Here is a 21,209-nt window from a genome sequence, read left to right as displayed (position 1 = left end):
TACTAATAATACTTTTGCTCCGGAATCCTCACCGACGATATTCCGCATACTGATCGCGGATATGGTCTCCGGGGCGGGCGGGTTCGAAATTCAATCCAGGAGAAGCAATGAAAGACCTTTCGTCCGAACATTTGCTGAAATTCTGCCGAACGAATGTGTCGACGTTCTTTTCGCCCGCCACCGAAGCGTTCGAAGGAACACGGAAACTCGCCGGCCCGGACCGGCAGGCGGGGAGCACCGTTCGGGGCACCTGGAATCTTTGAGCAGTGCGCCGGCGCGGCATGTCGCCGCCAGCTGATGCACCAGCTCCATTCGCGCAATACGACAAGCGTATAAAAACCCGCGCAGTTCAATCAATGCCGAAGCCGTTCCTCCCGTGACGCTGGAGGCGGCCGCGCGTTGTGGCAAAGCAATGGCGGGTTGTGCGAGACGGCCATTGGGTATTCACGATCCTCGCAGACATTTCGATCACGGATGGAAAGGATGACGAAACGAATCGTAGTGGTAACGGGCGGCATGGGCGGACTCGGAGAAGCGATCAGTACGAAACTGCACGACGCAGGGTATGCGGTGGTAGTCACGCACTCGCCGAGCAACACCGGTGCGGACAAATGGCTGGCTGACATGGAAGCTCAGGGTCGGAGCTTTCGCGCTTACCCGGTCGACGTGGCCGATTACGACTCATGCCAGCGTTGCGCGGACAAGATTCGGGCGGAAGTCGGCCCGGTCGACATCCTGATCAACAACGCAGGCATCACCCAGGACATGACCCTCAGGAAGATGGACAAGGTGAATTGGGATGCGGTCATTCGCACCAACCTCGACTCGGTCTTCAACATGACGAAGCCGCTGTGCGAAGAGATGGTCGTACGAGGCTGGGGGCGCATCGTCAATATCTCGTCCGTCAACGGCTCGAAAGGCTCGGTCGGCCAGACCAACTACGCCGCGGCCAAGGCCGGCATGCACGGCTTTACCAAGTCACTGGCGCTGGAAGTGGCGCGCAAAGGGGTCACGGTAAACACGATTTCGCCGGGCTACCTGGCCACCAAGATGGTCACCGCGATTCCGCAGGAGATCCTCGACACCAAGGTCCTGCCGCATATCCCGATGGGACGTCTCGGCAAGCCCGACGAAGTCGCGGCGCTCGTGCTCTATCTGTGCTCGGAAGATGCCGGCTTCGTGACCGGCTCCAATATCGCGATCAACGGCGGCCAGCACATGCAGTGACGCGACATACCGCGCCGGTACGTGCCGCAACACCGGACGAATCGGCGTGAACCATTCACGCAACACCCCTGTGCTTCCATGAGAGAGGAACGTGTCATGAGTGAGACCTGGATGGGCCTGATCATTGGGGGCACGGCCCTCAGCATCGCAATGCTCATGGTGATCGATCACTATCGCCGTGAGCGCAAAAGGGCAAGACTGCTACGACATCTGGATCATCATGAGTGGTGGCATCAACCGCGCGGGCGAATGTAAGTGCGTCGACCGCGCCAATAAAAAATCAGATACATCGAGAGGGCTGAAGAATGACACCGGAAATCACCGGACAACAAAAGGCCACAGGCCATCAGATCACGGTTCGTACGAGGCGCGGCGGCATGAGGGTCGCCGCAGTGTGGCAGGTATTGATGCCGGTCGCCGATGCCATCGAGGACGTACGGATTACGAGTAACCGCAAACATGATGTCGAAGACATGACGATCGCGTTTGCCGACAGGTTCTCCGGATCGCTGCACACCGTTCTCAAGAAGTTCGAGACGATGCCGTGGGTAGCCGCCGCGGAGCTTTGCTGAACACCGAGGGCCGTGCCGCTTGCGATGGGTCGCATCGCTGCGAGGACCGGCGCGCGTCACGCTACCTGGTTCGCCAGATAGCTGACGGGCACGCGCGCCTCGCAGGGGTTGTATGGCACAAACGGGCCAATTGAAGTCCGACGTACACGGCCGGACCCAGCCGGTCACCACCTGAGAGAAGTGGATGAAAACAACAACCCAAAGAGGGCCCCCGGACAGGGAGAGTCCCTATACACCCCTGACCGCTGGAGATGCGATTTCGCATCTGGAACGGATCCTGTCCCACGATGGCGTGGATTCGTTGTTCAGCCGGACCTACTGGCGCGCGCGTGTCAAGCAGGTGAGCGCTACTCAAGGACTGACTCCGCAGCAGCAGGCAAGGCTGGTGAAGCTGCTCGAGTCGCTGCATCCCCCGGTTCCGAGCGAGGAGGCGTGCTAGTCACTCGTCGACGCGGACATACGTCGTCCGCGGTCGATCAGAGCTGATCGTCGACATCCAGCAGCCGATCCTCCACATGCAGATCTTCGGCGCACTCTCCCTGCAAGCTCAGTTCCCTGCCTTCCGCTCGGAGGTGATCGCGGACCATCCGGCACAGGCGTTCGCGCACGAGGATACGTTGTGCGGTATCCATCTGCGCGTATCGCTCAATCTGCGAAGCCGAAAAGTGCAGTGTCAGCACGCACCGCGCATCCAGCGTCGTGTCGCCATGTGACTCGATCACCCAGGAAGCCTGGATGAGGAAGTTGCGGCCGTCGTCGTAACCGCTGATCGCGGGCGCTTTCGGCGACTCGAATAGCGTGGAAAGAGCCAGTTCGATTTCTTCGATGCGCTGATTCAGATCGATGTCTTTCATAGAAAGTCCTCCTCGTGGTCGAGGCCCCCGCCCCCCGCCTGCAGGCGAGCAAAAACCGTGTCCGGCTGTCGCTGTCTGTCCAGTGCTTCAACTGGAGCCGGACTCACAATCCCTGTTGCCGCTCATCAGGCAATATGTACCGATGAAACCGGTCAGCAGATATTCACGAACGCAAGGAGCGATTCGCCAGCTTCATACAGCGACAAAACGACGCTGCCGCGCACATATTGCCGGTTCAAATCGCACTTCAGTTCTTTAAGCAGAAGCCGACATATTTCCATCCGGACACAGATCGCAACGTTGTGGAAATCGCTCGCGCGTCCCGATCGGTTACACCGCGACACTCGACGACATCAACCAGTTTCAGGTCTCCTCGACGACCAAGGCCACCGCCGCCATCACCGACATCTGGTCCGCAGCCGCGGCCAAGGAGATCAAGAAACCGATCGACGAGTCGGTCGCTCGCGTCAAGACCCGTCAAGCTAAGGTCGACGAATCGGGCCGCACCATCGACGAAGTCGTGTCCGCCGTGCGTCGCCTGACCGACCTGAGGGGCGAGATTACCGCCGCATCGCGCGAACAGCATCAGGGCATCGAGCAGGTCAATCAGGCGATCAGATGGACAAGGTCACGCAACAGAATGCCGCGCTGGTCGAGCAGGCGGCCGCCGCGGCGAGCTCGCTGCAGGAGCAATCGGGCACGGTGGTGCAACCGGTAGCCGTATTCGCCATCGACTGATACGCCAGCATCGGTTTCGCGTCACCGTCGCCTCGTCACCATCGCGGCCCGGTATGACCGCGCAGCGGGCGGCGATGCCGCCGCCTTCGCAAGTGCGAAAAGCGCCTCATGCATGCCGACGTCGCATCGCCCCCTTGAACGACCAACCGTTGAGCGCGAGAAAGAGGAGCAGCGTCGCACCGAAAATGCATTGGCGTCCTGCTTCGCCTATCTGCAGCGCGGTCAACAGACTCGTGAGAACCGTCAGCAGCACGGCGGCGCTCGCGACCGCGATGTAGTCGCCCCGTCCGCCCGCGAGCGACACGCCGCCGATCACCGCGACGACGACGCTCGGCAGCACATAGGTCGTTCCGAGCCCCAGAAACGCCTGGCCGACATAGCCGACGAGCAGCACGCCCGTCACAGCGGCGATGATGCCGCTCGCGACATACACCGCGATGCGGATCGCGCGCACGCGCGTACCGGCGATGGCGGCAGCGACCGGATTCGCGCCGGTCGCCATCAGGCGACGCCCCCAGGCTGAATGATCGAGAAAACGCCACATCAACGCGCCGGCGCCGAGCCAGATCAGCGCGACGCTCGGCACGCCGCCGAGCGTCCTGCCGGCGAGCGCGGCGAGTGCGGGACTCGCGGCCGTATTGACGTGCATGACCGACGACCAGACGATCAACGCGCCGTCGATGAGACTTGCCATCGCCAGTGTCATCACGAGCGGCGGGATGCCCAGCAGCGTGATGCCGACGCCATTGAGCGCGCCCACCAGCGCGCCCGCCAACGTCGCGACGGCGAACGCGGCCGGCAATCCAGCCGATGCCGCTCCGAGCAGCGCGGCGCCAAGAATGCCGCCCAGCGTCGCGGCCGCGCCTACCGACAGATCGAGCCCCTGCTCTCCCGCGATCATCACGAGCGACTGCGCGAGGCCGAATAGCCCCAGAAACGTCGCGATCTTCAACTGATTGGCAACCTGCCCCAGGCTCGCGAAGCCCGGCACCGCGAACTGTCCACTGATGAGCACGATCACGGCGAGCGCCAGCAAAAAGGCGCGGCGCGAATTCGGTTTCATCGTCACACTCTCCTTTTCGCGCCCACGAACGTGAAGCCGAGCGCAAGCACGATCACGGCACCCTTGAACACTTCCTGGTAGTTGCTCGGGATGCCCGCGAAGTAGACGACGTTGCCGATCAGCGTGAGCACGAGCGCGCCGCAGACGGCGCCGAGCATCGTGCCGCGCCCACCCGCCAGCGAGATGCCGCCGATCACCACAGCCGCGACCGAGTTCAGCGTGTATGGCAATCCCAGACGCGCATCGCCGGACGCGGTTTGCGCGGTCAGGCAGAGCGCCGCCGCAAACACGAAGAGCCACGCGAGCAGATAGCCGAGCAGTTTGACGAGCCGGACATCGATGCCGGCTTTGAACATCGCATCGGCGTGGCTGCCGGTCGCGATCAGTCGCCGTCCGAAGCGATGCCGCTGCAGGACCGCCCACAGCGCGATCGCGGCGAGCACCGGCAGCGCCGCGAGCGGAATCACCGAGATACGCGCCGCGAACCATTCGCCCAATGCGTCCGGCACCGCGCCGCCCGGCTGCGGGATCAGCAGCAGAGCACAGCCAAACCAGACGGCGCCGGTCGCGAACGTCGCGATCAGCGCGCTTTGCTTCGCACAGCCGACCAGCAGACCGTTGCACGCACCGGCAAGCAGCGCGGCGGCCAGCGCGGCGACACAGGTCGCGCCGAGGCCCCACCCCATCAGACCGGGCGCGGCCGCGAGCACGCAGTTGACCAACGAGATTCCCGCGCCCATCGACAGATCCAGCTCTCCCATCAGCACGACGACCGCCTGCGCCATGCAGATCAGGACCACCGGCGCGGCGTTCTGCATGTTGCTCGCGAGCGAATCAGCGGTGAGAAAGTCCGGCTGCAGCCATGCATTCGCGATCACGACCGCGAGCAGCATGACGAGCGCGGGCAGCGCACTCGCGGCACGCGCGCACGATATTCTCAGCGCCGCGCCCATCCGTTTGCCTGGCGACCAGGCGCCAGTGTCGGCAAGTCCGTCTCCCAGTTGCGCCTTCATGCCGCGCTCCGGCCGAACAGCGCGCTCGTCACGCGGGATTCATTCATCTCATCACCTTCCAGCTGCGCGATGATCCGACCTTCGTACATGACGATCAGGCGGTCGCACACCGCGAGCAATTCTTCGGTATCCGATGCATAGACGAGCACGGCCGTCCCCGCTTGCGCGAATGCACCGATCGTCTCGTAGATTTCCCTGCGGGCGAGCACATCGACGCCCTTGGTCGGATCGCTGAGCAGCAGCACGTCGACCTGGCGGTTCAGCCAGCGCCCGATCACCACTTTCTGCTGATTGCCGCCCGACAGATCCCGCACCGGCTGGCGCACGTCGGACGTCTTGATGCGCAGTCGCGCGACCACGTCGTCGACGAACCGGCGGATCGGCGCGCGACGCAGCCGCCACGGGCTCGCCGCGAAGTTCACGCTGACCTGCGCCAGATTGAATTCGACCGGGTGATCGAGCCACAGGCCCTGCCGATGCCGGTCGTTGGGCACGAGGCACACGCCCGCGGCGATCATCTGACGCGGCGAACGCGGCACGATCGTCCTCGCTCCACCTCGTCCGTCGAGCCTCACCTCGCCGCCGTCCGGCACACGAAAGCCCGCGAGCGCGTCGAGCAGTTCTTCCTGGCCATGGCCCTGTAGTCCCGCGATGCCAAGAATCTCTCCGCGTTCCAGTTCGAAGCTGACGCCGCGCAGCCGCGCGCCGGCGCGCAGATCGGTGACGCCGAGCGCGACGGTTCTTTCCGTGTCCGCCGGATCACCGCCACGTCTCCGCTTGCCGTCATGAATATGCGTGGCAACCGCGCCGCCCATCAGTTCGAGCACACGCGCTTCGTCGAGTTGCCCACGCACCGTTAGCTCGCCGACCGGGCGGCCGTTGCACAATACCATCACGCGATCGCACAGCGCTTCGATCTCCGCCATCCGGTGCGAAATGAAAACCACCGCCGTGCCGCGCGCCGTCAGGCTACGCACGACGCGCATCAGGTTGTCGACTTCAGCGGCGGCGAGTGCGGCGGTCGGTTCGTCGAGAATCAGGATGCGCGGCCCGAGCGCAAGCGCCCTCGCGATCTCGACCAGTTGCTGATCGGCGGCGCTGAGGCTGCCTGCGCTCGCTTCGATATCCCAGCCGGGTCTCAGGCTCTCCAGCAGCCGCGTGGCGCGATCGCGCGTGCGCCGCTGATCGACAAAGCGACCCGTATGGCACAGCTCCGCGCCAAGAAACACGTTCTCCCACACCGGCAGATCCGGCGCGAGACCGGGATGCTGATGCGCAATCGCGATCCCCGCCGCGCGCGCCGACTTCGGCGAGCCGGGTCGCAGCGGCGCACCGATCATTTCGATCGTGCCGTCGTCCGGTATCGTGTCGCCGGCGAGAATGCTCGACAACGTCGATTTGCCCGAGCCGTTGGCGCCGAGCAGCCCCAGCACTTCGCCCGGGTTCAGCGTGAGGCTCGCGCCGTCGAGCGCGAGCACGCCGCCATAGCGTTTCGTCAATCCCTTCGCGATGAGCACGGACATGATCGGCGTTATTGCGTGAACAGCGCATCGAGTTGGGCTTCGCTCAGCCATTGACCGAGAAAGTAGCTGTCGGGCTTGTCGCTCATTGAAGCGAGCGTAGCGTCGAGATTCTCGGCCGTCACGGTCTTCGTGATCGGGAAGTAGTAGGTGTTGTCGGGCAGCGGTTTGAGCGTGCGTCCATGCGCGAGGCGCACCGCGATGCCGAGCGCCGTGCGACTGATGTCGGGCGGATTCACCTGCACGAACACCTTCATCGGATTGCCGGCGTCGCGCTGCTTCTTCCATTCCGTCAGAAAGCCCTTTTGCGCTTCGCCGGTCATGATCGGCACGCGCCGGTTCGCGTTCTCGAATGCGCGCAGAACGCCGAGCGCCATCGCGTCTTCGGTGAACACCGCGTCGATCTGCGGTTGCGCCGCGATCACCGTCGCCATCACTGCTTGCGCCTTGGCCTCGTCCCATTCGCCATAGCCGGACCAGACGACCTTGATGCCCGGATACTTCGCGAACGTCTCGAGCGCGGCCTTCTTGCGCGCCTCCGCCGCCGGATGTCCGGGGATGCCGTCGAGCACCACGACATTGCCCTTGCCGTGCAGTTGCTCCGCGATCCATTCGGCGTAGCGTTGACCCCACTTGTAGTGATCGACGGTCACGTTCGTCGCGTAGCGATTGGATACCGCCTGGTCGAACGACACCACCGGGATCTTGCTGCGCTGCGCCTCCGAGATCACGCCGTTGAGCGCGGTGGCCGAGTTCGCGTCGACCATGATCGCGCCCACCTTCTGGCGAATCATGTTGCGCATGTCCTGAATCTGCTGACCAGTGTTGGCACCGGATTGCTGCACGATCAGCTTGTCGGCCAGGCCCCTGGTTTTGTAGGTCTGGAACTGCTGATTGGCGCCGTCGATCATCTGGTTGCGCCATTCGGTGCCGAAATAGCCGTTCGACAGGCCGATATCGGGCGCGGCGGCGAACGCCGATGCGCACGCGAGGCTAGTCGCCACGGTGGCAAGCAAAGTGCGCGGTTTCATGTCGTCGTCTCCTGATGTTTGGTGTGCGCGCGAAGGCGCCAGCCGCGGCGTGCGGCCGGCTCCGCGCAACTTCTGGTGGGCGATGCAGTTTCAGTGCACAGGCGCGGATGCCGCCGTCCCGACACCGGGATCGGCCGGCAACGCCGCGCCTACATGAAGTTCGCCGCGCGGCGGCAGCGCGTCGTGCGCGCTCTTGAAGATGTCGCCATCCTTCATCACCAGCGTGATCCTGCTCGGGTCCTGCAGCACGGTGAGGTCCGCGAGCGGATCACCGTCCACCAGAATGATGTCGGCAAGATAGCCCTCGCGAATCTGGCCGAGCTCGTCGGGCATCATCATCAGCTCGCCGCCGTAGCGCGTGGCCGAGATCAGCACCTCCATCGGCGTCATGCCGATGTAGTCGACGAAGTATTGAAGGTCGCGCGCGTTCGTGCCGTGCGGCATCCACGCAAAGCCGTAGTCGCCGCCCGGCAGAATGCGGATGCCGCGCTTGTGCATCTTCTGCAGCGTCACCGCGGCGGTTTCGAGCTCGCGCTTGTAGCCCATCTTCGTCGCCAGTTCCTCGCTGATGCCCCACTTCTCCGCGTGATACAGCGTGCTGATCAGCCAGCCGATGCCCGGCGCGACGAAGTGCTTTTCCTTGTTTGCTTCGAGCATGTCGAGGGCTTCCTCGTCGGCGAAGCTCGCATGGAAGATCAGTTCGAGCCCGTGCCGCACGCATTGCTTGACCGATTCGCTCGAGCGCGCATGCGCGGCCACGCGCTTGCCGGCGCGCTTCGCCTCGGCAGCGAGCATCGCGATCTCTTCCTCGGAAAACGGCGACGATTCCGCCGAAATGCCCGCGATGTACTCGCCCGACAGATTGATCTTCAGATGATCGACACCGTACTTGACGAACATGCGCGTGGTCGCGCGCATTTCTTCCGGCCCGCTCACGACCGCGCCGAAGTTCAGTTCCTTGAACGGCATGTGCGGCAGCGTGTTGTCCGCGAGGCCGCCGAGAACGGTGATCTCCTGGCTGCCCGCCAGATAGCGCGGTCCCGGAAATTCGCCGGCGTTGACCGCGTTGCGCAGCACGACATCGAGCCGCGGCTTGGCGGCGGCCGCGCCCAGTGCCGAAGTCCAGCCCATTTCCAGATAACGCTTCGCGACGCGCACGCACCACAGCATGTGCTCCTCGGGCGGCATGAACTGGATCGCTGACAGCGACGGCTGGTCGTTCCACGAGAAATGCGTGTGCGCTTCGGTCATGCCCGGCATCAGGAATGCGCCACGGCCGTCGATACGCTGTGCCTGGGGCGCGTTGATCGGCTCTTCGTCGCGAGCGACGCGGACGATGCGCTGCCCGTCCACCAGCACCTGGCCTCTGAAGGGCTGAGCACCGCTACCATCGAAAACCGATACGTTGGTAAACAAGATCGAACTCATGTCTGTCTCCTCCACGTGGGGCCGAACGCGCATGGGCGTCCGCCGCCGGTTGGTTACTGCCTGACTGTGCCTGTTTCCCGATCGGGGGCCCGTCGATCGCCGTTCTGCGCGGCTATTCTGATCGACGCGGCGCCCACCTGTTCAATGCGTCACCGAGCCACTTGATAGAAGCGCTTCAACTCCACCGTCGTTTCGACGGGTTTTTCGAACGTGGTCCAGTGACCACAGCCGCTCAGCACGACGACTTTCGCCCCCGCAATACGCTCGCCCATCGCCTTCACCGCATCGGGTTTGCCAACGCCGTCCTGGTCGCCTGTCACCAGCAGCGTCGGCACCTGGATGCGTTCGATCTCCGCCGCCTGCGCGCCAGCCAATGCCTCGCAGCTTTGCGCGTAACCTTCGGGCGATTGGCGCATCACGCTTTCGCGCACGAGCGCGAGCGTCACGGGCCGCTGCGACCTGGTTTCGTCGCTGGTGGCGCCTTTGACGATCGCATCGGCGATTTCCTGCAGGCCCGGCACGCCCTGGTCGCGCGCGATGCGCGCGCGCTGGCGCATGCCGTCGCGCGCGGCGTCGGGCGGAGCAATGAGCGGCCCGAACAGCGCGAGGCTTTTAACCAGCTCGGGATGCCTGACGGCCAGATGCTGCGCGACGATGGTGCCCATCGAATGCGCGACGATGTCCGCGTCGCTCACCTGCAGTTCGCGCAGCACGGAGGCGATCGTGTTCACGTAGGAATCGATCGACAGCTTCTGCGCGGGCAACGGCGAACGCGCGCTGCCAGGCAGATCGATGCGGATGACCTTCCTGCCTTCGAACGCCGGCAGCACCGGCGTCCAGTTGTTCGAGGAACCGCCGAGACCGTGGATGCACACGACCGGCGCGCCGTCGCCTTCGATCTCGATGAAGATGCCTTGCACTTGAGTTGTTGCCATGTTTACGCCACCTCGTTCTCAAGGACGCCGATGCGCGGAATCTCCATGCGCACGACATCGCCGCTTTGCAGAAATTTCGGGGGATTGAAGCCGATGCCGACACCGGCCGGCGTGCCCGTCGCAATGACGTCGCCGGGCTGCAGTTCCATGCCGGCCGACAGCGTCGCGATGATCGTCGGGATATCGAAGATCAAGAGCTTCGAGTTCGATTCCTGACGCAACTCGCCGTTGACCCAGCAACGCACGTCGATGTTCGACGCGTCGAATTCGTCGGCCGTCACGAGATACGGGCCCATCGGGCAGAAGCCGTCGAGCGACTTGCCGATGAACCACTGACGATGCAGCTTTTGCAGATCGCGCGCGGTGACGTCGTTGATGATCGTGTAGCCGAACACGTAATCGAGCGCCTTCGCCTTCGAGATCGCGCGACCTGCCTTGCCGATGACGACACCGATCTCGACTTCGTAGTCCATCTGTTGCGTCACGTCGGCATGGCGCGGAATGCGCTCGCCAGTCGCGATGATCGTCGATGCGGGCTTCGTGAAAACGACCGGTGCTTCGGGTATGTGCTCGCCTGCCTGCGCGCTCTTGTCGAAACCGGACTTGCTGAACTCTTCGGCGTGGTCGTGATAGTTCTTGCCGACGCAGAACAGGTTGCGGCGCGGCTGGTCGATCGGCGCGAGGAGCGTCGCCGACGCGAGCGGGCGCCCTTCGCCGCGCGGGCACAGCGACTCGCGCAGGTCGGAGAATTGTTGTACCAATTGGACCATGTCGCCGGCAAAGCCGTCGCAGAGCTGGGATACCGGCCAATAAACGCCGGCGTCGGTGTCGACCAGGGCGACCGCCGTCGCCCCGTCGTGGCGCAAAGTTGCTAATTTCATGATGGGCCTTTAATCTAGGTCTGGTGGGTCAGTCTGGAACCACTGTAGGACCAAAACCGGACGAAAAGAACCAGGGTTAACCAAAAATCAGAACCAATTGGTTCTTGTTTGATGCGCAGCAGGACTGGGGTATGAGTGACGTCGACACAAGGCTGACAGTCAGGGCGAAGGGGGCACGAGAGCTCGCCAGCTATCTGGAGGAAGCGATTCGCAGCGGACGCTTCGCCGAAGGCGTGCGCCTGCCGCCCGAACGCGAACTTAGCGAGGAGTTCGGCGCTTCACGTGGCGCCGTCCGGCGAGTCCTCGCCGATTTGAAAGAGCGTGGGCTGATCCGGCAGACGGTCGGCAGCGGCACGTTCGTGCTGCCTGGCGCAAGCGTGCCTGCGCCGCCGCTACCCGAGGCGAAGCCGCACGCCGTGCAGACGAGCCCAGCCGAACTGATGGAAGCGCGGCTTTTGATCGAGCCGCTGATGCCCGGGCTCATCGTCCGATATGCGACGGCGGCCGACTTCGCGCAGATGAGCGACTGCATCGAGCGATCCGAGGCGGCGCAAACCATCGAGGAGTTCGAGCACTGGGACGGCGAGCTGCATCGCGCGTTGGCGGTCGCTACGCACAACACCTTCTTTCTGCGCGTGCTCGAATTGACCAACGAGGTGCGCGAACAGGGCGAGTGGGGACGTCTGAAGCGCCTGTCGCTGACGCCCGAGCGGCGCAGTCAATATGAGGCGCAGCATCGCGCGATCGTGGATGCGCTTCGCGATCGCGATGCCGAGATGGCTTGCGAGCTATTGACGAACCATCTCCGGCAAATCAGGGAAAACCTGTTCGGACGTTGACAGCTTTACGAATACTTGCGGCGGCACGCATTCAAGGGTTGCGATTTCCTTCCGGGGGTATCGAATCTGTTTATCACACGCGACGCGAGACCACGCCAAACCAAACCTGGATGCCTCACCCGCGACCTTCGTCGAGCCCTACCGGGGCGAGGTTCCGCGCGACGCAGATCGCCGCCGCCCGCGCACGGACCCGGCAATGCGCGATTCATGCGGAACCATGCGTATGTGGTTAACCCGCTCTTTCAACCCTTGGCGCGCGTGCTTATCGTGCTGGGTGCGCACGGCAGGCCAACAACTTCAAGCAGCCTGCCGGAGCATAACGTCTTCCGCGGCGCGGGGGCGACCGCCACATCGGCGAGTCGAAAAGCGCACGCAGAAGCGAACAGATACTGCACCGCCGGCGTGGCCGGACGGGTTCGCAGCCGAGCGGGCCACAATCGGGAGGCCTCCGTAGAGGGGACAAAAGATGTTCGGATGCAAGCTGATCGACGTCAACGCACTATCCGCCCGACCCGCCCGAGCGCCGGTCCAGCGGCACGCGCGCCGATCCAATGACTGCCACTTCCATCCCGTGCCCACGCCCCACGACAAGACACAGTACGGTCGTTAGCCACTGGCAGGCTCACCGCCGGATTTCATGACCGCGCTACTCCCAACCGATCATTCAATCCCTCGGCTTCGGGTGTGCAAACCGTTACGCCGGACCCCGCTCACAGCGCTCGCCCAGCAATGAACAAGGGGTCCGATTTTCAACGTTGTTTACGTGGTTCGTTAGCAAGGAAATCGAATGCAAAACAAAAAGCGCACTTTGCTTAAGGCCGCCGCCGCACTCGTGCTGGCAGGTTCGAGCGTGGTCGCCCATGCGGACGATGTGGTCAAGGTCGGGCTCATCGTTCCGATGAGCGGACCGTTCGCGTCCACGGGTCGTCAGGTCGACGCGGCGGTCAAGCTGTATATGGCCCAGCATGGCGACACGGTCGCGGGCAAGAAAATCCAGGTCATCCTGAAGGACGACACCAACGTCCCGGATACCACCAAGCGCCTCGCGCAGGAACTGATCGTCAAAGATCACGTGTCGGTGCTGGCCGGCTTCGGGCTCACGCCGCTGGCGCTCGCCGCCGCGCCGCTCGCGACCCAGGCGAAGGTGCCGATGATCGTGATGAACGCGGCCACCGCGATGATCACCGAGCAATCGCCTTACATCGTGCGCGCGGGCTTCACGCTGCCGCAGAACACGTTGGGCATCGCGCGTTGGGCGCCGAAGAACGGCATCAAGAAGGTGGTCACGCTGGTCGCCGACTACGGTCCCGGCATCGACGCGCAGAACTCGTTCAAGAAGGTCTTCGAATCGGAAGGCGGCAGCGTCGTCGAGCAACTGCGCGTGCCGGTCGCCAATCCGGACTTTTCGCCGTTCCTGCAGAAGGTCGCCGACCTGAAGCCTGACGCGCTGTTCATCTTCGTGCCATCGGGTGCCGGCGCCGCGTTCATGAAGCAGTTCGCCGAGCGCGGCCTGAGCAAGCAGGGCATCAAACTGATCGGTACTGGCGACGTGGTGGATGACGACATCCTGAACGCCATGGGTGACGTGGCGCTGGGCGCGGTGACATCGATGCACTACTCGGCCGCTCTCGACAATCCCGAGAACCGCGCCTACGTGGCCGCCTTCGAAAAAGCCAACCCCGGCATGCGCCCGAACTTCCACAGCGTCGGCGCCTATGACGGCATGCACCTGATCTACGCGGCGCTCCAAGCCACCAAGGGCGACACCAACGGCGACAAGCTGCTGGCAGCCATGAAGGGCCAGAAATGGAACAGCCCCCGCGGCCCGGTGGAACTCGATCCGCAGACGCGTGAAATGGTCCAGAACGTGTACATCACCCGGACGGAACGCGTGAATGGCCAGCTGTTCAACGTGTCGTTCGACAAGATCGACGCCGTCAAGGATCCGGCCAAGATCAAATAAGCTCGCGAAAGCGAGGCACGCCGTATCCGGATCATTCGATTTGCCCGCCGCGCCCCTCGCACTGCCAGGGGCGCGGCGTTTCGGCGGTAAAAATTCATGCTAACCATTCTCTTCGACGGTATTGCCTACGGCATGCTTCTGTTCGTGCTGGCGAGCGGTCTGGCCATCACGCTGGGATTGATGAACTTCGTCAATCTCGCTCACGGCGCCTTCGCCATGGTGGGCGGCTACGCCACCGTGCTCGCGATGTCGCGTCTGGGCATCCCTTTCCTGTGCGCATTGCCGATTGCGTTCGTCGCGTCCGCGGTGCTTGGCGGCATTCTCGAACGCACGCTGTATAAGCGCGTGTACGGGCAGTCCGAACTCAATCAGGTGCTGTTTACGATCGGCCTGACCTTCATGGCCATCGCGACGGTCGACTACTTCATGGGCTCGACCCAGCAGTTCCTGAACCTGCCGCAATGGCTGCAGGGCCGCACGGTGTTCGCCGGCATCGGCATCGGTTACTACCGGTTGTTCGTGATCCTGGTCTGCGTGGTACTCGTCGTCGCGCTCCAGCTGATCCTGACCAAAACCCGCTTTGGCAGCCGCCTGCGCGCATCGGTGGATGATCCGCGCGCGGCGAGCGGCCTCGGCATCAACATCAACTTCGTGTTTCTGACCACCTTCGCGTTCGGCTCGGGCCTCGCCGGCCTCGGCGGCGCGCTCGGCGCAAACATGCTCGGCCTCGATCCGATCTTTCCGCTCAAGTTCATGATCTATTTCCTGGTCGTGGTCGCGGTGGGCGGCACGACCTCGCTGACCGGTCCGCTGCTGGCTTCGCTGCTGCTCGGCATCGCGGACGTGGCGGGCAAGTACTACATCCCCGATCTGGGGGCATTCATCATCTACGGCGTCATGATCATCACCCTGATGTGGCGACCACAGGGTCTATTCGTCAGGGCGGGGGGCAAATGAAGTCGGCAACTTCTAGCGAAATGGGTGCATCGACGATCGTGCCCGAAGTCCGCAGCATGGGCAGGCAGTGGTCGCGCTGGCGCCCGGCGGAAATCATCTTCTGGATCGTGGCGCTGGGCATCTGCGTGACGCCGCTCAATAACTTCCTGCTGCTCAACGAGATGGCGATTCTCGCGTTGTTCGCGGTATCGCTGGACCTGATCCTCGGCTATACCGGCATCGTGTCGCTGGGCCATGCGGCCTTTTTCGGTCTCGGTGCTTATTCGGCTGCGTTGCTGGCCAAGTACTTCAATGTCGATCCGCTGCTGGGCATGCTGCTTTCGTGCGGAGTGGCGGCGCTGGCGGGCCTCGCCACCAGCGTGCTGGTGATGCGCGGTTCGGACCTCACGCGCCTGATGGTGACGCTAGGTGTGGCCTCCATCCTGCACGAACTGGCCAACAAGCTCGGCTGGCTCACCGGCGGGGCCGACGGCATGACCGGCGTGCCGATGGTGCCGCTCTTTGGTCACATCGAGTTCGATCTGTTCGGCAAGGTGGCCTACACCTATTCGATCGTCACGCTGTTCGTGCTGTTCGTGATCGCGCGCGCGGTGGTCAAGTCGCCGTTCGGCATGTCGCTGCAGGTGATCCGCCAGAATCCGCTTCGCGCGGCGGCCATGGGCGTGCCGGTCAACCTGCGCCGAACTGCCGTCTACACGCTGAGCGCGGCCTACGCGGGCGTGGCCGGCGCCCTGCTCGCGCAGACCACCGGCTTCGCGTCGCTCGACGTGCTCGACTTCCACCGCTCGGCCGACGTGCTGCTGATGCTGATGATCGGCGGCGCCGGTTATCTGTATGGCGGCATCATCGGCGCGGTCGTATTCAGGTTCATGCAGGACCGGCTGGCGGACATCACGCCGCAATACTGGCAGTTCTGGATCGGCTTGCTGCTGGTGATCATCGTGATCGTCGGTCACGAGCGGCTCGTGCGTCCGTGGACGTGGTTCCGTCGCAGCGGGAGCAAAGCATGACGATCGCACTGCAAACATTCAATCTGATCAAGCGCTTCGGCGGCCTCGTCGCCACCAATGACGTGTCGATCGCGGTCGAGAAAGGCGCCCGCCAGGCGCTGATCGGCCCCAACGGCGCCGGCAAGACGACACTGATCAATCAGCTGACGGGCGTGCTGTCGCCGAGTTCGGGCCGTATCGAGCTCGAAGGTCACGACATCACGTCGCTGTCCGTGCACAAGCGGGCTCGCGCCGGGCTCGTCCGCACGTTCCAGATCAACCAGCTTTTCAGGCACATGACGCCGGCCGAATCGCTGTCCGTCGCGATCTCCGAGCGCGACGGCCTGGGCGCACGCTTCTGGCGTGCGCTCGGTCAGCGTGGCGAAATCATGGACGAGGTCGCTTCGCTGCTCGAACAGTGCAAGTTGCTCGACGTGATGAGTCGCGAAACGCGCGTGCTGCCCTACGGCAAGCAGCGCCTGCTCGAAATCGCGCTGGCGCTGGCGGCAAAGCCGCGCGTGCTGCTGCTGGACGAGCCCGTGGCCGGCGTTCCCGACGGCGAACGCCGCGAGATTCTCAATACGGTCGCCGCATTGCCCGACGACGTGACCATTCTGCTGATCGAGCACGACATGGACCTCGTGTTCAGCTTTGCCAACCGCATCTCTGTGCTGGTGAGCGGCGGTCTGCTTACCGAGGGCGCATGCGCGGACATCGCCCGCGATCCTCGCGTGAAGGCCGTGTATCTGGGCGAGGAGCTGGTTGGAGGTGAATATGTCTGAATTGCTGAAGCTGGAAGGAGTCGTAGCGGGCTACGGCGAAGCCAAAATCCTGACGGGTATCGATCTGGCCTTGGATCACGGCCAGGCTCTCGCGCTGCTTGGCCGCAACGGCACGGGTAAAACCACGCTGATCAACAGCATCGTCGGTCACACGCGTCGCTTTAGCGGGCGGATCTGGCTCGATGGCAAGGACGTCACCGGATTCAAGCCGCACCAGCGCGCGCTGGCCGGCATCGGCTGGGTGCCGCAGGAACGCAATATCTTCAAGTCGTTGACGGTCGAAGAGAACCTGAGCGCGATCGCCGTGTCCGGTCCCTGGGACCTGGCGCGCATCTACAAGATGTTTCCGCGCCTGGAGGAGCGCCGCGCCAATATGGGCAATCAGCTTTCCGGCGGCGAGCAGCAGATGCTCGCCATCGGCCGCGCGCTGATGCTCAATCCCAGGGTGCTGCTGCTCGACGAACCGCTCGAAGGCCTCGCGCCGATCATCGTGCAGGACTTGATGCGCATCCTGTCGGAGATCATCCGCGACGAAGGCCTGTCGGTGATTCTGGTCGAGCAGAATGCGCGCAAGGCGCTGAGCATTACGCACAACGCCGTGGTGCTGGAGCGCGGCTCGGTGATTCATTCGAGCACGGCGGCCGAGCTGCTGGCCCAGGATCACAAGATCGATACCTTGCTGGCCGTGTCTCAACACTGAGCGGCGCGCGATGCGTGGCCGGGCTACGCGACGAAGGTCGTGACCGCCCGATTGAACGCATCCGGTCTCGCGACATTCATCCCATGCGACGCACCGTCGATCGTTTCGCGTTCGGCAAACTCGATCCACTGTTCGAGCTTGTCGACCGTATTGCGGAACATGCGGGGACTTCTTTGGCCGTCGATCAACAACGTACGGCACTTGATATCGCGCGCGGCTTCCGGCGTATAGGCCGGAAGCGGATCGAGCAACTGCTTCGGCAGCGTGAGCGCGTTGTCGAGCGCCATGCGACGAAAGCTCTCCGGGCTTTTGTTCCAGTAGCCCGGCATGCTCACGGAGTCGACGAACATCGACAAGCCGGCGTCGTACTCGCCCCGCTCGATCAGTTCCGCGACCCGGGCGCGCAACACGTTGGTCGCCGGCGGCATGAACGCGGGCTGACCCCGCGGTTCGGTTTGCAGCGGGCCGCCGGGATCGGCTAGCGTCAGCGTTTTCACGAGGCGCGGATAGGCACGCGCGAGATGGAATGCCACGCACCCACCCCGCGAGTGACCGACCAGATGAACCGGAGCCAGGTCGAGCGCCGTGATGAATCCGGCCATTTCCTCGACGTGCGCCTCCCAGCTGAAGTCGCCGTGTCCAAACGCATCGATCTCGGGCCAGTAATGGCTCAAGCTCGGCGCGAAGCAGCGAAACCGGCCAGACAGCGAAGCCATCTGGGCGTCCCAGTAGCGATAGTCGCAAAGCGAGCCGTGCACGAACACCATCGGCTCGCCGCTCCCGGACTCGACATACGGTATGGCAACACTCGATGCGGTGGTCACGAACGACGGCGCGGACGCGCCATAGGCTGAGGCCAGGATCGATGGGCTGGTACGTGCATTCATCAAAGGGCTCCTTTGGCGACACTATCGATGGTGTGCTGGCAAAAGAAAATCGCATAATATTGATGGAATCGATCTACTTTTCTGATACGAACCATCATGGCAACGGAAATGAAAGCGCTCGATCTGGACGTGCTGTCGATGATCATCGCGGTGGCGGACGCCGGCACGATCAGTCGCGCGGCGCAGGTCGTGCATCGCTCGCAATCGGCGGTGAGCATGCAGATCAAGACGCTCGAGACGGCGCTCGGCAAGGCGCTGTTCGTGCGCAAGCCTCGCAGCGTGGTGCCGACGCAGGACGGCGAAATGCTGTTGACCTACGCACGACGGATGATCGCGCTGCGCGATGAAGCGTGGGCAGCGGTGGTTCGGCCCGACGTGACCGGGCGCGTGGTGATCGGCGTGCCGGACGACTATGCGACGTCACTGTTCCCGCCGATCCTCAAGAAATTCTCGGCGACCTATCCGAAGGTGGAGATTCAGGTGGTGGGGCTGCCAAGCGTCGCGCTCGAGCCGATGTTGAAGGACGGCACGGTCGATCTCGTCTGCGCGACGCGCGTGAAAGGATTGCACGGCGAGTTCCTGCGTCACGAACCGATGGTGTGGGCCGCCGCCCCTGGCGCGACCGAGATCTGGCGCGAAAGGCCCTTGCCCATCGCCGTGTTTTTGCCCGGCAGCGTCGCGCGAGAGAAGGCAATCCGGAGCCTCGAGCGTGCGCGCATCACGTATCGAACGTCGTATGAGAGTCCGAGTCTGCTGGGTCTGCTGACGATGGCCGAGGCCGGACTCGCGGTGACCCCTTTGGCCAAGTGCGCGGTACCGGCTCACTTCTCGCTGCTGGGGGCCGCGAATGGCCTGCCGGAAATCGGCACGCTCGAAGTCGTGCTGGCGCGAAGCGCGGCTTCGAAGCGACCTGTGTGCGATTTTCTCGCGGAGCACATTCTCGCCGACCTGAAGAATTGACCCGGAAGACGTCAGGAAGGCTCCTCCGCGCCGGCTCGGCACGACGCACACATCCGCCACGCAGCCTTCGGCGCAGCGACGGTTTCCGCAACCCCGCGCCACCAGCGTTCACCGCGATGCACCGCAGTCAGATCGAGCCGCTCGCCCATGCGCGGTGTCGACAGCGCGACGCCGCGCGCGAGCGCCAGCCCCGTCACCCTCTCGAATGGCTCCTGCCAGCGATGCATCGCGAGGTCGAAGGTGCCGTTATGAATCGGCACGAGCCAGCGGCCGCGCAGGTCGATATGCGCCTGCACGGTTTCTTCGGGCTGCATATGGACGTATGGCCACATCGCGTCGTACGCGCCGGTCTCGATCAACGTGACGTCGAATGGTCCGAGGCGCTCGCCGATCGCGCTGAAACCATCGAAGTAGCCGGTGTCGCCGCTGAAGAATACGCGCAGATCGTTATCGACGATCACCCAGGACGCCCACAACGTGCGGTTGCCATCGAACAGGCTGCGCCCCGAGAAGTGCTGCGCCGGCGTCGCGGTGAACTCGATGCCCTCGATCACCGTGCCCTGCCACCAGTCGAACTGCCGGACCTTCGCCGCGTCGATACCCCATTCGATGAGCCGGTCGCCGACCCCGAGCGGCGTCAGGAACACCTCGGTACGCTGCGCCAGGATCAGGACGGTCTCGCGGTCCAGATGGTCGTAGTGATCGTGCGACAGGATCACGCCATGCAGCGGCGGCAAATCGTCGAGCGAGATCGGCGGCGCATGAAAGCGCTTCGGACCGAGATTGCGGAACGGCGACGCCCGCTCGGCGAAGACGGGATCGGTAAGCCAGAACTTGCCGCGCAACTTCAGCAGCATCGTCGAGTGACCGAGCCGGTACAGGCTGCGATCGGGCGCCGCATCGAGTTGCGCGCGTGTCAGCGTTTCGACGGGCAACGCGTCGGCCGGCACGGTGCCGCGCGGCTTGTTGAACAGCACCGTCCACGCGAGCCCGAGCGTTTTGCGCAGGCTTTGCGCCGGACGCGGCTTGACGTTGCGAAAGCGCTCGCCGTCATGCTGCGGCGACAGGCCGAACTTCGCGCGGCTGCGTTGCGCGGCGTTCACGCCGAGCATTTGGCGGACATAGGCGGGAAGCGACGTCATGAAGGTGACCTTCCGAAGAAAATGTACACCCGGCAGTGTAGTTTATTTTCAAGAAAAGTAAACTGACCAGTGTAAAATTAGGGGATGGAATCGCCTGCCCGCCCCCAACGTCTGACTGACCGAAAGCGCGTCGCGATCGTCACCGCCGCGATCGAGGAATTCCTCGCGGCCGGATACGACGCAACCAGCATGGACCGCATCGCCGCCCGCGCGAGCGTCTCGAAGCGCACGGTCTATAACCATTTCCCGGGCAAGGAAGCGCTTTTCGCGGCGATTCTCCAGCAACTGTGGGACGCGAGCCACGATGGCGATGCGCCCTGCTACCGCGCCGATCGACCGTTGCGCGCGCAGTTGCTCGATCTGCTGGAGCGCAAGCTGAGCCTGCTTAACGACGAGTCTTTCTTGTCGCTGGCACGGGTGGCGATCGCGGCTGGCATCCATTCGCCGGAGCGCGCGCGCGATATGGTCGCACGCATGGGGGAGCGCGAGGAGGATCTGACCGCGTGGGTCCGGGCGGCTGCCGCGGACGGCCGCATCAAGACCGGCGACCCCGTCTTCGCCGCACTGCAGTTGCAGGGGCTCGTGAAGGCCTTTGCCTTCTGGCCGCAAGTGGCGATGGGTCAAGTGCCGCTCGATGCCGGCGAGCAGAAGCGGATCGCGGAGGCAGCGGCGGATATGTTTCTCGCGCGTTATGCGTGAGTCGGTTTGCCGGGTCGGGTTTGCTTTGG

The 21,209-nt window shown here is 63.8% G+C and carries 23 protein-coding genes and 1 pseudogene; 14 read left to right on the top strand and 10 right to left on the bottom strand.

The window, feature by feature from the left end; genetic code table 11:
• Positions 1 to 107 precede the first annotated feature (107 nt).
• The 5 genes from AB4Y34_RS23460 to AB4Y34_RS23440 all read left to right on the top strand — a co-directional run bounded on the left by AB4Y34_RS23460 (position 108) and on the right by AB4Y34_RS23440 (position 2,238).
• Complete coding sequence (locus AB4Y34_RS23460; RefSeq protein ID WP_368717353.1) at positions 108 to 263, top strand: hypothetical protein; 156 nt, start codon at positions 108 to 110, stop codon at positions 261 to 263.
• A 220-nt stretch (positions 264 to 483) separates the two neighbouring features.
• The gene (gene phbB / locus AB4Y34_RS23455; protein WP_368717352.1) at positions 484 to 1,227 is read left to right on the top strand and encodes an acetoacetyl-CoA reductase; all 744 of its coding nucleotides are present in this window, start codon (positions 484 to 486) and stop codon (positions 1,225 to 1,227) included.
• A 96-nt stretch (positions 1,228 to 1,323) separates the two neighbouring features.
• On the top strand, positions 1,324 to 1,482 hold the full coding sequence (locus tag AB4Y34_RS23450) for a hypothetical protein (protein ID WP_176378280.1): 159 nt from the start codon (positions 1,324 to 1,326) through the stop codon (positions 1,480 to 1,482).
• A 50-nt stretch (positions 1,483 to 1,532) separates the two neighbouring features.
• Complete coding sequence (locus AB4Y34_RS23445; RefSeq protein WP_176111277.1) at positions 1,533 to 1,799, top strand: hypothetical protein; 267 nt, start codon at positions 1,533 to 1,535, stop codon at positions 1,797 to 1,799.
• Between the two features lie 184 nt (positions 1,800 to 1,983).
• Positions 1,984 to 2,238, top strand: a complete 255-nt coding sequence (locus tag AB4Y34_RS23440) for a hypothetical protein (RefSeq protein WP_368717351.1) — start codon at positions 1,984 to 1,986, stop codon at positions 2,236 to 2,238.
• 37 nt (positions 2,239 to 2,275) lie between these two features.
• On the opposite strand, the gene AB4Y34_RS23435 is transcribed toward AB4Y34_RS23440, so the two are convergent.
• A complete protein-coding gene (locus tag AB4Y34_RS23435) occupies positions 2,276 to 2,653 on the bottom strand; it encodes a DUF3022 domain-containing protein (RefSeq protein ID WP_176378281.1) in 378 nt (125 codons plus the stop codon).
• Between the two features lie 412 nt (positions 2,654 to 3,065).
• Here AB4Y34_RS23435 and AB4Y34_RS23430 point away from each other — a divergent pair.
• Positions 3,066 to 3,391, top strand: a pseudogene (locus AB4Y34_RS23430) (methyl-accepting chemotaxis protein); the annotation flags it as partial.
• A 106-nt stretch (positions 3,392 to 3,497) separates the two neighbouring features.
• Here the strand turns inward: AB4Y34_RS23430 and AB4Y34_RS23425 are convergent.
• From AB4Y34_RS23425 to AB4Y34_RS23395, 7 genes are all read right to left on the bottom strand, one after another.
• Positions 3,498 to 4,454: an ABC transporter permease gene (locus AB4Y34_RS23425; protein ID WP_368717350.1), complete on the bottom strand. Its 957-nt coding sequence runs from the start codon at positions 4,452 to 4,454 to the stop codon at positions 3,498 to 3,500.
• Positions 4,455 to 4,456: 2 nt separating this feature from the next.
• On the bottom strand, positions 4,457 to 5,467 hold the full coding sequence (locus tag AB4Y34_RS23420) for an ABC transporter permease (RefSeq protein ID WP_368717349.1): 1,011 nt from the start codon (positions 5,465 to 5,467) through the stop codon (positions 4,457 to 4,459).
• The gene (locus tag AB4Y34_RS23415) at positions 5,464 to 6,990 is read right to left on the bottom strand and encodes a sugar ABC transporter ATP-binding protein (RefSeq protein ID WP_368717348.1); all 1,527 of its coding nucleotides are present in this window, start codon (positions 6,988 to 6,990) and stop codon (positions 5,464 to 5,466) included. Before AB4Y34_RS23415 ends, AB4Y34_RS23420 begins: the two co-directional genes overlap by 4 nt.
• Before the next feature lie 8 nt (positions 6,991 to 6,998).
• The gene (locus tag AB4Y34_RS23410; protein WP_176378285.1) at positions 6,999 to 8,018 is read right to left on the bottom strand and encodes an ABC transporter substrate-binding protein; all 1,020 of its coding nucleotides are present in this window, start codon (positions 8,016 to 8,018) and stop codon (positions 6,999 to 7,001) included.
• A 90-nt stretch (positions 8,019 to 8,108) separates the two neighbouring features.
• A complete protein-coding gene (locus tag AB4Y34_RS23405; protein WP_368717347.1) occupies positions 8,109 to 9,446 on the bottom strand; it encodes an amidohydrolase family protein in 1,338 nt (445 codons plus the stop codon).
• A gap of 149 nt (positions 9,447 to 9,595) precedes the next feature.
• Positions 9,596 to 10,381, bottom strand: coding sequence for an alpha/beta fold hydrolase (locus AB4Y34_RS23400; RefSeq protein ID WP_368717346.1), 786 nt, complete (start codon positions 10,379 to 10,381; stop codon positions 9,596 to 9,598).
• A gap of 2 nt (positions 10,382 to 10,383) precedes the next feature.
• The gene (locus AB4Y34_RS23395) at positions 10,384 to 11,262 is read right to left on the bottom strand and encodes a fumarylacetoacetate hydrolase family protein (protein WP_368717345.1); all 879 of its coding nucleotides are present in this window, start codon (positions 11,260 to 11,262) and stop codon (positions 10,384 to 10,386) included.
• A gap of 131 nt (positions 11,263 to 11,393) precedes the next feature.
• On the opposite strand from AB4Y34_RS23395, the gene AB4Y34_RS23390 reads away from it, so the two are divergent.
• The 6 genes from AB4Y34_RS23390 to AB4Y34_RS23365 all read left to right on the top strand — a co-directional run bounded on the left by AB4Y34_RS23390 (position 11,394) and on the right by AB4Y34_RS23365 (position 17,492).
• Entirely contained in the window at positions 11,394 to 12,101 is a 708-nt protein-coding gene (locus AB4Y34_RS23390) for a FadR/GntR family transcriptional regulator (protein ID WP_368621267.1), read from the top strand.
• A gap of 787 nt (positions 12,102 to 12,888) precedes the next feature.
• Positions 12,889 to 14,064, top strand: coding sequence for an ABC transporter substrate-binding protein (locus AB4Y34_RS23385; protein ID WP_176378290.1), 1,176 nt, complete (start codon positions 12,889 to 12,891; stop codon positions 14,062 to 14,064).
• A 96-nt stretch (positions 14,065 to 14,160) separates the two neighbouring features.
• On the top strand, positions 14,161 to 15,021 hold the full coding sequence (locus AB4Y34_RS23380; RefSeq protein WP_176111280.1) for a branched-chain amino acid ABC transporter permease: 861 nt from the start codon (positions 14,161 to 14,163) through the stop codon (positions 15,019 to 15,021).
• Between the two features lie 20 nt (positions 15,022 to 15,041).
• Positions 15,042 to 16,031, top strand: a complete 990-nt coding sequence (locus AB4Y34_RS23375; protein ID WP_368717415.1) for a branched-chain amino acid ABC transporter permease — start codon at positions 15,042 to 15,044, stop codon at positions 16,029 to 16,031.
• A complete protein-coding gene (locus AB4Y34_RS23370) occupies positions 16,028 to 16,792 on the top strand; it encodes an ABC transporter ATP-binding protein (RefSeq protein ID WP_368717344.1) in 765 nt (254 codons plus the stop codon). Before AB4Y34_RS23375 ends, AB4Y34_RS23370 begins: the two co-directional genes overlap by 4 nt.
• Positions 16,785 to 17,492, top strand: coding sequence for an ABC transporter ATP-binding protein (locus tag AB4Y34_RS23365; RefSeq protein WP_176378292.1), 708 nt, complete (start codon positions 16,785 to 16,787; stop codon positions 17,490 to 17,492). The genes AB4Y34_RS23370 and AB4Y34_RS23365 overlap by 8 nt, the downstream gene beginning before the upstream one ends.
• Before the next feature lie 23 nt (positions 17,493 to 17,515).
• Here the strand turns inward: AB4Y34_RS23365 and AB4Y34_RS23360 are convergent, their stop codons facing one another.
• Complete coding sequence (locus tag AB4Y34_RS23360) at positions 17,516 to 18,379, bottom strand: alpha/beta fold hydrolase (protein WP_176111283.1); 864 nt, start codon at positions 18,377 to 18,379, stop codon at positions 17,516 to 17,518.
• Positions 18,380 to 18,487: 108 nt separating this feature from the next.
• Here AB4Y34_RS23360 and AB4Y34_RS23355 point away from each other — a divergent pair, with 108 nt between their 5' ends.
• Positions 18,488 to 19,339 carry a LysR substrate-binding domain-containing protein gene (locus AB4Y34_RS23355; protein WP_176111970.1) on the top strand — a complete coding sequence of 284 codons (852 nt, stop codon included), beginning with the start codon at positions 18,488 to 18,490 and terminating at the stop codon, positions 19,337 to 19,339.
• Between the two features lie 11 nt (positions 19,340 to 19,350).
• Here the strand turns inward: AB4Y34_RS23355 and AB4Y34_RS23350 are convergent, their stop codons facing one another.
• Complete coding sequence (locus AB4Y34_RS23350; RefSeq protein WP_176378293.1) at positions 19,351 to 20,481, bottom strand: MBL fold metallo-hydrolase; 1,131 nt, start codon at positions 20,479 to 20,481, stop codon at positions 19,351 to 19,353.
• An 84-nt stretch (positions 20,482 to 20,565) separates the two neighbouring features.
• Here AB4Y34_RS23350 and AB4Y34_RS23345 point away from each other — a divergent pair, with 84 nt between their 5' ends.
• Positions 20,566 to 21,180 carry a TetR/AcrR family transcriptional regulator gene (locus AB4Y34_RS23345; protein WP_176378294.1) on the top strand — a complete coding sequence of 205 codons (615 nt, stop codon included), beginning with the start codon at positions 20,566 to 20,568 and terminating at the stop codon, positions 21,178 to 21,180.
• The last annotated feature ends 29 nt before the right edge of the window (positions 21,181 to 21,209 follow it).

The organism is Paraburkholderia sp. BR10954, assembly GCF_040965775.1.
In the GTDB taxonomy this organism is placed as follows: domain Bacteria; phylum Pseudomonadota; class Gammaproteobacteria; order Burkholderiales; family Burkholderiaceae; genus Paraburkholderia; species Paraburkholderia youngii.
Note: the sequence above shows the minus strand (reverse complement) of the source record. Positions and strands in the feature narration are given on the sequence as shown.

Excerpts from the sequence above, each read along its gene's own strand:
- AB4Y34_RS23460 (WP_368717353.1), top strand. The coding sequence starts at position 108 with ATGAAAGACCTTTCGTCCGAACATTTGCTGAAATTCTGCCGAACGAAT.
- phbB (WP_368717352.1), top strand. The coding sequence starts at position 484 with ATGACGAAACGAATCGTAGTGGTAACGGGCGGCATGGGCGGACTCGGA.
- AB4Y34_RS23450 (WP_176378280.1), top strand. The coding sequence starts at position 1,324 with ATGAGTGAGACCTGGATGGGCCTGATCATTGGGGGCACGGCCCTCAGC.
- AB4Y34_RS23445 (WP_176111277.1), top strand. The coding sequence starts at position 1,533 with ATGACACCGGAAATCACCGGACAACAAAAGGCCACAGGCCATCAGATC.
- AB4Y34_RS23440 (WP_368717351.1), top strand. The coding sequence starts at position 1,984 with ATGAAAACAACAACCCAAAGAGGGCCCCCGGACAGGGAGAGTCCCTAT.
- AB4Y34_RS23435 (WP_176378281.1), bottom strand. The coding sequence starts at position 2,653 with ATGAAAGACATCGATCTGAATCAGCGCATCGAAGAAATCGAACTGGCT.
- AB4Y34_RS23425 (WP_368717350.1), bottom strand. The coding sequence starts at position 4,454 with ATGAAACCGAATTCGCGCCGCGCCTTTTTGCTGGCGCTCGCCGTGATC.
- AB4Y34_RS23420 (WP_368717349.1), bottom strand. The coding sequence starts at position 5,467 with ATGAAGGCGCAACTGGGAGACGGACTTGCCGACACTGGCGCCTGGTCG.
- AB4Y34_RS23415 (WP_368717348.1), bottom strand. The coding sequence starts at position 6,990 with ATGTCCGTGCTCATCGCGAAGGGATTGACGAAACGCTATGGCGGCGTG.
- AB4Y34_RS23410 (WP_176378285.1), bottom strand. The coding sequence starts at position 8,018 with ATGAAACCGCGCACTTTGCTTGCCACCGTGGCGACTAGCCTCGCGTGC.
- AB4Y34_RS23405 (WP_368717347.1), bottom strand. The coding sequence starts at position 9,446 with ATGAGTTCGATCTTGTTTACCAACGTATCGGTTTTCGATGGTAGCGGT.
- AB4Y34_RS23400 (WP_368717346.1), bottom strand. The coding sequence starts at position 10,381 with ATGGCAACAACTCAAGTGCAAGGCATCTTCATCGAGATCGAAGGCGAC.
- AB4Y34_RS23395 (WP_368717345.1), bottom strand. The coding sequence starts at position 11,262 with ATGAAATTAGCAACTTTGCGCCACGACGGGGCGACGGCGGTCGCCCTG.
- AB4Y34_RS23390 (WP_368621267.1), top strand. The coding sequence starts at position 11,394 with ATGAGTGACGTCGACACAAGGCTGACAGTCAGGGCGAAGGGGGCACGA.
- AB4Y34_RS23385 (WP_176378290.1), top strand. The coding sequence starts at position 12,889 with ATGCAAAACAAAAAGCGCACTTTGCTTAAGGCCGCCGCCGCACTCGTG.
- AB4Y34_RS23380 (WP_176111280.1), top strand. The coding sequence starts at position 14,161 with ATGCTAACCATTCTCTTCGACGGTATTGCCTACGGCATGCTTCTGTTC.
- AB4Y34_RS23375 (WP_368717415.1), top strand. The coding sequence starts at position 15,042 with ATGGGTGCATCGACGATCGTGCCCGAAGTCCGCAGCATGGGCAGGCAG.
- AB4Y34_RS23370 (WP_368717344.1), top strand. The coding sequence starts at position 16,028 with ATGACGATCGCACTGCAAACATTCAATCTGATCAAGCGCTTCGGCGGC.
- AB4Y34_RS23365 (WP_176378292.1), top strand. The coding sequence starts at position 16,785 with ATGTCTGAATTGCTGAAGCTGGAAGGAGTCGTAGCGGGCTACGGCGAA.
- AB4Y34_RS23360 (WP_176111283.1), bottom strand. The coding sequence starts at position 18,379 with ATGAATGCACGTACCAGCCCATCGATCCTGGCCTCAGCCTATGGCGCG.
- AB4Y34_RS23355 (WP_176111970.1), top strand. The coding sequence starts at position 18,488 with ATGAAAGCGCTCGATCTGGACGTGCTGTCGATGATCATCGCGGTGGCG.
- AB4Y34_RS23350 (WP_176378293.1), bottom strand. The coding sequence starts at position 20,481 with ATGACGTCGCTTCCCGCCTATGTCCGCCAAATGCTCGGCGTGAACGCC.
- AB4Y34_RS23345 (WP_176378294.1), top strand. The coding sequence starts at position 20,566 with ATGGAATCGCCTGCCCGCCCCCAACGTCTGACTGACCGAAAGCGCGTC.